This window comes from Nocardia paucivorans NBRC 100373, assembly GCF_000308675.1.
Classification (GTDB): Bacteria; Actinomycetota; Actinomycetes; order Mycobacteriales; family Mycobacteriaceae; genus Nocardia; species Nocardia paucivorans.
The window spans coordinates 264,781-272,004 of record NZ_BAGE01000038.1; the positions used below are offsets into that span (position 1 = coordinate 264,781).

Below are 7,224 nucleotides of genomic sequence, written 5' to 3' on the forward strand. Positions count from 1 at the left end.
GGTCCTGCTACATGAGAAGCGAACCCACCAGCCAGGCCAACAGGACGAGCACCACACCGAGCGCCGCCCCGGGATACATCGGCCGGCCGTTACGCGCGGCGATCGCGGATACCGAGGCGCCCAGCAGGAAGCCGACGACTCCGCCTGCCACGATCACCCAACCGCCCACCGTGGGATCGGCGGTGCAGGACGGTTTCACCTCACATACTCCGCCCGCCAGGAGGAACCACGGTGCCATCACCGCCGAGACCATGGCCAGGAATGCCGGTAGCAACCACAGCAACGCGCTGACGGCCATATCGATCGATCGCGGGGGCGGAACCGGTTCGGAAGGTTGCTCCGCGACCGGGTAGGGCGCGGGCCGGTGAGCGGAGGGAACCTGGTCGGGGTAGCCGTACATATGCCTCGCGATCGTTGGAACGTGATAGGGGGTCGCTGGATGGTATACACCGGGTAGGTGTTGCGTCGCATACGTTTCGGTATGGCCGCGGTTCGCGTGTCGCGCAGGTATCGGTATCGGGATCGCTGCTCGGTCCCGAGATTACGACAGCCCCCGTCGAACGCGTCTTCGTACCGGTGGGGTCCCACTGTACGTGGGTATCGTGCCCACCGACCAACGCCCCGGGCAGAGCGGTTTTCGGCTACGACCGGGGCAACCGGCTTCGATTCGGCCGATTCGGGTGCTATCGGGGTTTCGATTCGTCGGACGAGCCAGGGGCCGTACCGGGTTCGTCCGGCCCTTCGGCGGCGGCCGAGGCAGATCCCTCCGGCGGAGTCGCCGGAGTCCCCGCTGCCGCCGGAGGTTTCGGGGGTGCCGGTGTTGATGTCTCGGTCACCGTTTCGGTCCGCTCGGTGGTCGACTCCTCCGCGTTCTGCGCCGCGCTCACCTGGGTGGAGGAGGTTCGAGTGATATTGATCCGCCACGGTATATTGATCCGCCGTATCCCCCCGGCAGCCGTCCGTGGTGTCGAGCGCAGTAATTGGGCGAGGGCCACAACCGCCGAACCGACGGAAACCACGACTGCGGCCATGGCCGAGGCGGTGAGCGTACCGGTGGCCACATATTGGGTCTGGTGCATGCCCGGTAGAACCAGGCTGCCATCGGAGAAGGCCCAGTTCATCAGGGAACCGAGCTGACCGCCCAGATCCCAGCGACGCATGGTCATGTCCTTGAGGTGTTTCTGTCTGACCGTCAGATACAGCACCGTGGAGATCACGAGCACGGCGCCGAGCACCGCGGCGCCCGCCGCTGTGCGGGCCATGGTCTCGGACTCGGTGATGATGTAGAGGACCACCGCGAAGACGGTGACCGCGAGGGCGGCGCTGGCGGCGACCGCCCAGAAGCCGGTGAGGTTCGCGGTGTGATTTGGTCCGTATTTGGACCAGACCGTGAGGTATTTGGTGTTGGCGTCGATCCGGCCGAACGCGTTGGCGGCCGCAGAACCGTCCGGGCCCTTCGCAACCATCCAGTCCCGGAACATCAGCGCGAAGGTGATGATCGAGCCGAGGGCCGTGACCACATAGCTCCATTTACCGACCAGCCGCGGTGATCTCCGGATCTCGTCGACCCGGCTCGCCAGCTCGGCCGCCCCGGCGCGCACCGCGGCCCGATGGCGTTCGGCGCGTTCGGCGACCGGGTCGCCGGTCGTCTCGGGTATGGAGGTCTTCTCGGGCCCGGACCCGCCGCCACCCTGATCGGCCGTGGCCGGTCCCCACGGTGTGGGTTTCGCCATCAATTCAGTGTAAAAGTCCCACCAGCAGTGGGAATCGTTCCCTGAGTGGGCGCTTCCCATAGCAAAGCGCATGGCCGACGGGCGCACACCGTTCGGTAGCGTGGGCGCCCGAGGGCCCGAATCGCGGGATCATGTCGCGGAAAGGAACGAGACCGATGCGCAGGGCGCTGTCGGCGGTACTGGCGGTGATCGGCGTGCTGGCGTTGGTGAGCGGGTCGAGCGTGCACCGCCCCGCGGCGCCCCTGGATATCTCCCGAGGAGAAATCGTCTCGGTGGCGCCGGTGCTACGACTGACGGCGGAACAGACCGTTGGGTACCTGTCGGAACATGGGGTCACCACACCGGTGGTGGGCGGTGTCTCCGCGTACCGGGTCGTGTACACCACCATTGACCCCCGGGGCGCCGAGACCACCGCGAGCGGGTTGGTGGTGTTGCCGCATACCGAGACCCATCGACTACGCGTGGTCGGCTACGAGCACGGCACCATCGTGCGCCGGGACGAGGCACCATCGGCCGCCGGGGAAACCGAACGTGCCCGGGCGGTGATGTTCGCCGCCGCCGGTTACGCGGTTGCGGCCCCCGACTATCTGGGGCTGGGTATCGGCCCCGGTCGGCACCCGTACGCGCACGCGCCCACCGAGGCGACCGCGTCGGTGGACCTGTTGCGGGCCACTCGCGCACTGACGTCCCGGGAGGGCCGCGAACTCGACGGAAATGTGCTGGTGACAGGTTTCTCGCAAGGCGGACAGGCGGCGGTGGCCCTGGGACGGGAGCTACAGGAAGGAAAGGCACCCGGTTTCGCACCGGCGGCGATCGCGGCGGTGAGCGGCCCCTACGATCTGCGGCATGCACAGGCGCCCGCGGCGGTGGACGGGCGGGTCACCCCCCGTGCGGCGGTGATCTACCTCGCCTACTGGATCACCGCGATGAACGATATCTACCACTTCTACGACGATCCGGCCGAGGCCTTCCTACCGCCGTACGCGGCTCGGGTGGAGCGGCTGTTCGACGGTTCGCACGACCTGGTGAACATCGTCTTGAATCTGCCGGCCACACCCGAGCAACTGCTCACCCCGCGCTATTTCGACTGGGCTCGAAACCCCGATGGGGCGGCTGCGCGAGCGGTGGACGACAGCGATATCGGCTGTGACTGGGTGAGCCCGGTCCCGGTTCGACTCTATGCCGCCACGGGCGACCGCAGTGTGCCGTTCGAGAACGCCCGGCAATGTATGCGGGCGCCACTGGGTGGTCGCGCCGAGCTCGTCGACCTGGGGGAGATCGATCACGGCGATACCGCGCGAGTGGCGTTACCGCAGATTCTGGACTGGTTCCTGCAGTTGGCCCCTCCCCGCTGAAACCCCGGGGTCGATTCGTCCGCGCCCCTCGGTTCGAAAACACCACCGCTGCCCGCGACCGATGGTCGCGAGCAGCGGTGGTAGTGGTATTTCGGCTCAGTGCATGAGTATCGGCGTCGGCGAGTCGGACTGGGACTCGGCGGTCTTGTCGGCTTTACGCGGCAGCAGCCACGAGGCGCCGAAGGTGATGACGCAGAGCGTGAACGCCACCCAGAAGCTGGTGGTATAGGCGTTGGTCATCTCGTCGAGTACCACCGTTTCGAACTTGTCCCCGAGGCCGACCATGTACTGCAACACCGAGGGATCCGGCGGGGTACCGGCCTTCTCCGCCTCCATCAGCGCCTGGGCCGCCGTTACCGCCTCGGAGCCCTTCATCGTGTTGGTCAACACCACCGAGATCACCGCGACACCGACGGAGCTGGCGATCTGCTGGATGATGTTCAGTAGGGTGGAGCCGCGCGCCACGGCGCTCTCGGTGAGGGTGCGCAGTGCGGCGGTCATCAGCGGCATCATCGTCAGACCCATGCCGAGGCCCATGACGAACAGCACCCCGAGCACATAGACGTAGGAGCTGTCGGCCTCGATCCGGGTGAGTCCGAACATGGTGAGGGTGATGAGCCCGAGCCCGATCGGTACGACCCGGCCCACCGGGATCTTGTCCACCAGCGCACCCGCCAGCGGCATCGTGAGCAGCGAACCCAGGCCCTGTGGCGCCACCAGCAGACCTGCCATCAGAGCGCTTTCGGCCCGTACCTGCTGGAAGTAGGTGGGGATGAGCAGCAACCCGCCGAAGAACGAGGCGGAGAACAGGAACATGGTGATGGTGGCGATGGTCAGATCGCGGTTTTTGAACAGCCGCAGGTCCAGCAGCGGATGTTGCGGTTTGAACGAGTAGAACACGAACGCGATCACCAGTACGCTGCCGATGAGCATGGTCGCCCATACCTTGGGAGTGGCGACCGTCCCTTCCTCCGGAATCGACGAGACGCCGAACAGGAGCAGGGCCAGGCCGGGCGACAGCATCAGCATGCCGAGGAAGTCGAACGACTCACTGGGTTCGGTTTCGTCCTTGGGCATGACGATCGTGGCGTAGACAATGGCAATGGCACCGATCGGCAGGTTGATCAGGAAGATCCACTGCCACGAGGCGTCTTCGATGAGCCAGCCGCCGAGGATGGGGCCGAGGATGGGGCCCAGCAGCATCGGCACACCCATGATCGCCATCAGGCGACCCATCCGCTCCGGGCCGGCGGCGCGGGTCAGGATCGTCATACCCAGGGGCATGAGCATGCCACCGCCGAAGCCTTGGATGACTCGGAACGCGATGAGGGCCTGGATGCTCCAGGCCGCCGCGCACAGCACCGACCCGCTCGTGAACAGCGCGAGCGCGATGATGTAGAGGCGTTTGGTGCCGAACCGGTCGGCGGCCCAACCGGTCAGCGGGATGACGGTGGCCAGGGCGAGAGTGTAGGCGGTGACCGTCCAGGCCACCGTGGAGTAGTTGGCGACATCGAACTCGGTCTGGAATGTCGGCATCGCGACATTCACGACCGTGATGTCCAGGACCGACATGATGGCGCCGAGGACGACGACACCGGCCAATTTCAGGACGGAGCCGTCGATTCTGTCGGGCGCTTCGGACTCGGTCGCGGCAGGACTGGGTTGATTCACGGAGTGTCTCCTGACGGTGTGAAGGGGGCATGCCACGACGTTGTGAGGACCCCGGAGTCGAGCACGGCGGAGAGAACGGCCCTCAGGTCGTCTCGTAGCGTGTCGGGGAGCTTGTGGACGAAGGTGTCGATAGTCGCCCGATGCACGGCCATCTGGCCACGGACGACCTTATGGCCATCCTCGGTGAAACCGATCAGCTTGACGCGCCGGTCCGTGGGGCATTCCTCTCGAGTCAGCAGTCCCAGGCCCACCAGCCGATCGACATTACGCCCCGCCGCGGTCATCGACAGGGCGAGTTCCTCGGCGATGGCGTGAATCGGTAGCGGGTGATCATACCGGCTGAGCAGGAAAAGGATCCGTGCCTGTGAGAACGGCAGATCCAGCTCCGCCAGGCGACCGGCCGCCGCGCTTTCGGCCGCTCCGCAGATACCCAGGACGAAACGCTCGACGACCGCGCCTACGTCCGCCTCATTTGCCACGGAGGCGATCATATGAGCATCGCAATAGTTGCGGAAGCGCGATAATCGCGCTTGTGATGGGAATCATATATGGATGTGGCCTCGAATTATCGTCCGGCGATCGTTCGACCTACCGGCCGGTAACTCAATTGGCCTGCTCCGAAGCGAGGAACGAAGCGACGAGGGCGGCAGTGGTATCGGGCTGTTCCGGATGGAGGAAATGAGCCGCGTTCTCGATGACCTCGGCCCGACTTCCGGGAGGCAACACATCGGCGACCGGGTCGGCGAATGTCGGGTGCAGCGTTCGGTCCCGACGCCCGTGTAGATACAGCATGGGTACCATCGGCGGCCGAGCCCAGGAGCGGTGCAGCCGCGCGTACGGCTCTGCCGGACACCGACCCACCCGCACGAAGGCCCGATAGTAGGAGAGCGCTGCGGTCCGATGCTCGGGAATGGGCAGAGCCATGAAGGAATGGTCGATGTCCTCCTGGGCCGGATGCCCGGGCGACCGGTCCCGCCGCAGCCGCGGAATCAATCGCTCCAGACGGCGTTCGGCCACCCCGGGAGTTGGACGAAGGCGATGTACCAACTGAACCGGGCCTGCCGTAGATACACCCCGACCTGTTTCGGTCCGGTCGTTCGCCTCGGCCGCAGGGCGGGAATCGGGGGCACCGCCATCGAGACCACTCGGACGAACGGGCAGTCCGGATGTGCTGCCAGCGCATTGGCGGTCAGCGCCCCCCAATCGTGCCCGATCAATACGGCATCGTGGGGAGCACCGAGCAGGCGGTGTATCGCCGGCGTATCGAACATCAAGGCGCCGATGTGGAAATCCCCGTCCGCGGGGATGGCGGTGGGGGCACAGCCCCGGGTGGGCGGTGCGATCACCGGAATCCACGTGCGGCCAGAGTCGGCCCCGGGAAACGCCACGTCCATGCGCTGTCCGGAAATCCGTGCAGACACAAGGCCGGTCGGGCGTCGGGGTCACCCCAGGCCAGTGCGGTCATCCGCAGCCCGCTCCCGGCCATCGTGTTGTTCCCTCCACCGTCACGGTATCGAAAGCTGATGCATCGATAACCGTATTCGTGCCGTTCCACGGTAGCTGCGCCTCGGTCCGTCCGGTCGAACGAGCGATCTCCCGGGCGGGTTGCGGACATGAGAAACCGCGGCCCGCTGGGACGTTGGGTTCTGCGGCGGATGCCTGCCCGGGGGACGAGGTGCCGTGCGCTACCTGTATGCTCACTTGTCCCCAGACGTCGTCGCTGTACCGGTGCTGCGGGCAGGCCCGGTCCTCACAGCCGTCGGGGTGGTTGGTGTCAGGTATGGCAAGTCATTTGGGGATCGGAGGGAGTACACCCATGGCGCGCAAGGTCGTCATCAGTTTGATCGATGACCTCGACGGTGAGTCGCCGGCTGTCGAGACCGTGTTGTTCGCACTCGAAGGCATTACCTACGAAATCGACCTATCCGAGGCCAATGCGCGAGAAATACGCGCCGTCTTCGGAAAATGGACGCCGTTCGCCCGCAAGGTCGGTCGTCCGCGGCGAAACCGACAGGACAAATCCGGCAATTCGCCCTCGGCCATGGTGATTCGGGAATGGGCGCGACGCAGTGGGCACGAGGTGTCACAGCGTGGTCGCATCCCCGCGGATGTCGTCGCCGCCTATCACCGTGTGAACGGATAGCCCGGAGCGGTTCCACGCGGTGGTTCCATCATGACGCGGTGGCCGGCCGTTTGTATCCGACTCCGCCGAGGACCAGTCGTTCTTCGGGGTAGTGGGTGCGGGTCGGGGGGCCGGCGGGCCACCAGTCGTCGAGTTCGACGAGGCCGGGTTCGAGAATCTCCAGGTTTGCGAAGTATTCGGCGATCTGTTCGGTGGTGCGGTACCAGCCCGACCCCAGACCGTGTTCGGTGAACCGGCGCTGCATTTCGAGTGCCAGATCGTGCAACTGATCTCCTGTACCGGGGTCCCAGAAGTGACTGATCGCCAGATATGAGCCCGCCGG

At 65.8% G+C, this 7,224-nt stretch carries 10 protein-coding genes; 2 read left to right on the forward strand and 8 right to left on the reverse strand.

The window, feature by feature from the left end:
- Positions 1 to 7: 7 nt before the first annotated feature.
- Together ON32_RS10500 and ON32_RS10505 are read right to left on the reverse strand one after the other, a co-directional pair.
- A complete protein-coding gene (locus tag ON32_RS10500; protein ID WP_157224154.1) occupies positions 8 to 298 on the reverse strand; it encodes a hypothetical protein in 291 nt (96 codons plus the stop codon).
- A gap of 385 nt (positions 299 to 683) precedes the next feature.
- Entirely contained in the window at positions 684 to 1,733 is a 1,050-nt protein-coding gene (locus ON32_RS10505) for a hypothetical protein (protein WP_040790613.1), read from the reverse strand.
- Between the two features lie 155 nt (positions 1,734 to 1,888).
- Between ON32_RS10505 and ON32_RS10510 the strand changes: the two genes are divergently transcribed.
- Positions 1,889 to 3,088: a lipase family protein gene (locus tag ON32_RS10510; RefSeq protein WP_051133090.1), complete on the forward strand. Its 1,200-nt coding sequence runs from the start codon at positions 1,889 to 1,891 to the stop codon at positions 3,086 to 3,088.
- Positions 3,089 to 3,184: 96 nt separating this feature from the next.
- On the opposite strand, the gene ON32_RS10515 is transcribed toward ON32_RS10510, so the two are convergent.
- The 5 genes from ON32_RS10515 to ON32_RS29985 all read right to left on the reverse strand — a co-directional run bounded on the left by ON32_RS10515 (position 3,185) and on the right by ON32_RS29985 (position 6,245).
- Positions 3,185 to 4,759: a DHA2 family efflux MFS transporter permease subunit gene (locus ON32_RS10515; RefSeq protein WP_040790615.1), complete on the reverse strand. Its 1,575-nt coding sequence runs from the start codon at positions 4,757 to 4,759 to the stop codon at positions 3,185 to 3,187.
- Positions 4,756 to 5,238: a MarR family winged helix-turn-helix transcriptional regulator gene (locus ON32_RS27015; RefSeq protein WP_157224155.1), complete on the reverse strand. Its 483-nt coding sequence runs from the start codon at positions 5,236 to 5,238 to the stop codon at positions 4,756 to 4,758. Before ON32_RS27015 ends, ON32_RS10515 begins: the two co-directional genes overlap by 4 nt.
- A gap of 124 nt (positions 5,239 to 5,362) precedes the next feature.
- Positions 5,363 to 5,776: an alpha/beta fold hydrolase gene (locus ON32_RS29975; protein ID WP_245550933.1), complete on the reverse strand. Its 414-nt coding sequence runs from the start codon at positions 5,774 to 5,776 to the stop codon at positions 5,363 to 5,365.
- On the reverse strand, positions 5,749 to 6,105 hold the full coding sequence (locus ON32_RS29980) for a hypothetical protein (RefSeq protein WP_245550934.1): 357 nt from the start codon (positions 6,103 to 6,105) through the stop codon (positions 5,749 to 5,751). Before ON32_RS29980 ends, ON32_RS29975 begins: the two co-directional genes overlap by 28 nt.
- Positions 6,102 to 6,245 carry a hypothetical protein gene (locus ON32_RS29985; RefSeq protein WP_245550935.1) on the reverse strand — a complete coding sequence of 48 codons (144 nt, stop codon included), beginning with the start codon at positions 6,243 to 6,245 and terminating at the stop codon, positions 6,102 to 6,104. The genes ON32_RS29980 and ON32_RS29985 overlap by 4 nt, the downstream gene beginning before the upstream one ends.
- Before the next feature lie 330 nt (positions 6,246 to 6,575).
- Here ON32_RS29985 and ON32_RS10530 point away from each other — a divergent pair, with 330 nt between their 5' ends.
- Positions 6,576 to 6,902, forward strand: a complete 327-nt coding sequence (locus ON32_RS10530; protein ID WP_040790616.1) for a histone-like nucleoid-structuring protein Lsr2 — start codon at positions 6,576 to 6,578, stop codon at positions 6,900 to 6,902.
- A 28-nt stretch (positions 6,903 to 6,930) separates the two neighbouring features.
- Here the strand turns inward: ON32_RS10530 and ON32_RS10535 are convergent.
- The coding region (locus tag ON32_RS10535; protein WP_174361617.1) for an SAM-dependent methyltransferase at positions 6,931 to 7,224 on the reverse strand (294 nt) is incomplete at its 5' end.

Excerpts from the sequence above, each read along its gene's own strand:
- ON32_RS10500 (WP_157224154.1), bottom strand. The coding sequence starts at position 298 with ATGGCCGTCAGCGCGTTGCTGTGGTTGCTACCGGCATTCCTGGCCATG.
- ON32_RS29985 (WP_245550935.1), bottom strand. The coding sequence starts at position 6,245 with ATGGCCGGGAGCGGGCTGCGGATGACCGCACTGGCCTGGGGTGACCCC.
- ON32_RS10505 (WP_040790613.1), bottom strand. The coding sequence starts at position 1,733 with ATGGCGAAACCCACACCGTGGGGACCGGCCACGGCCGATCAGGGTGGC.
- ON32_RS10510 (WP_051133090.1), top strand. The coding sequence starts at position 1,889 with ATGCGCAGGGCGCTGTCGGCGGTACTGGCGGTGATCGGCGTGCTGGCG.
- ON32_RS10530 (WP_040790616.1), top strand. The coding sequence starts at position 6,576 with ATGGCGCGCAAGGTCGTCATCAGTTTGATCGATGACCTCGACGGTGAG.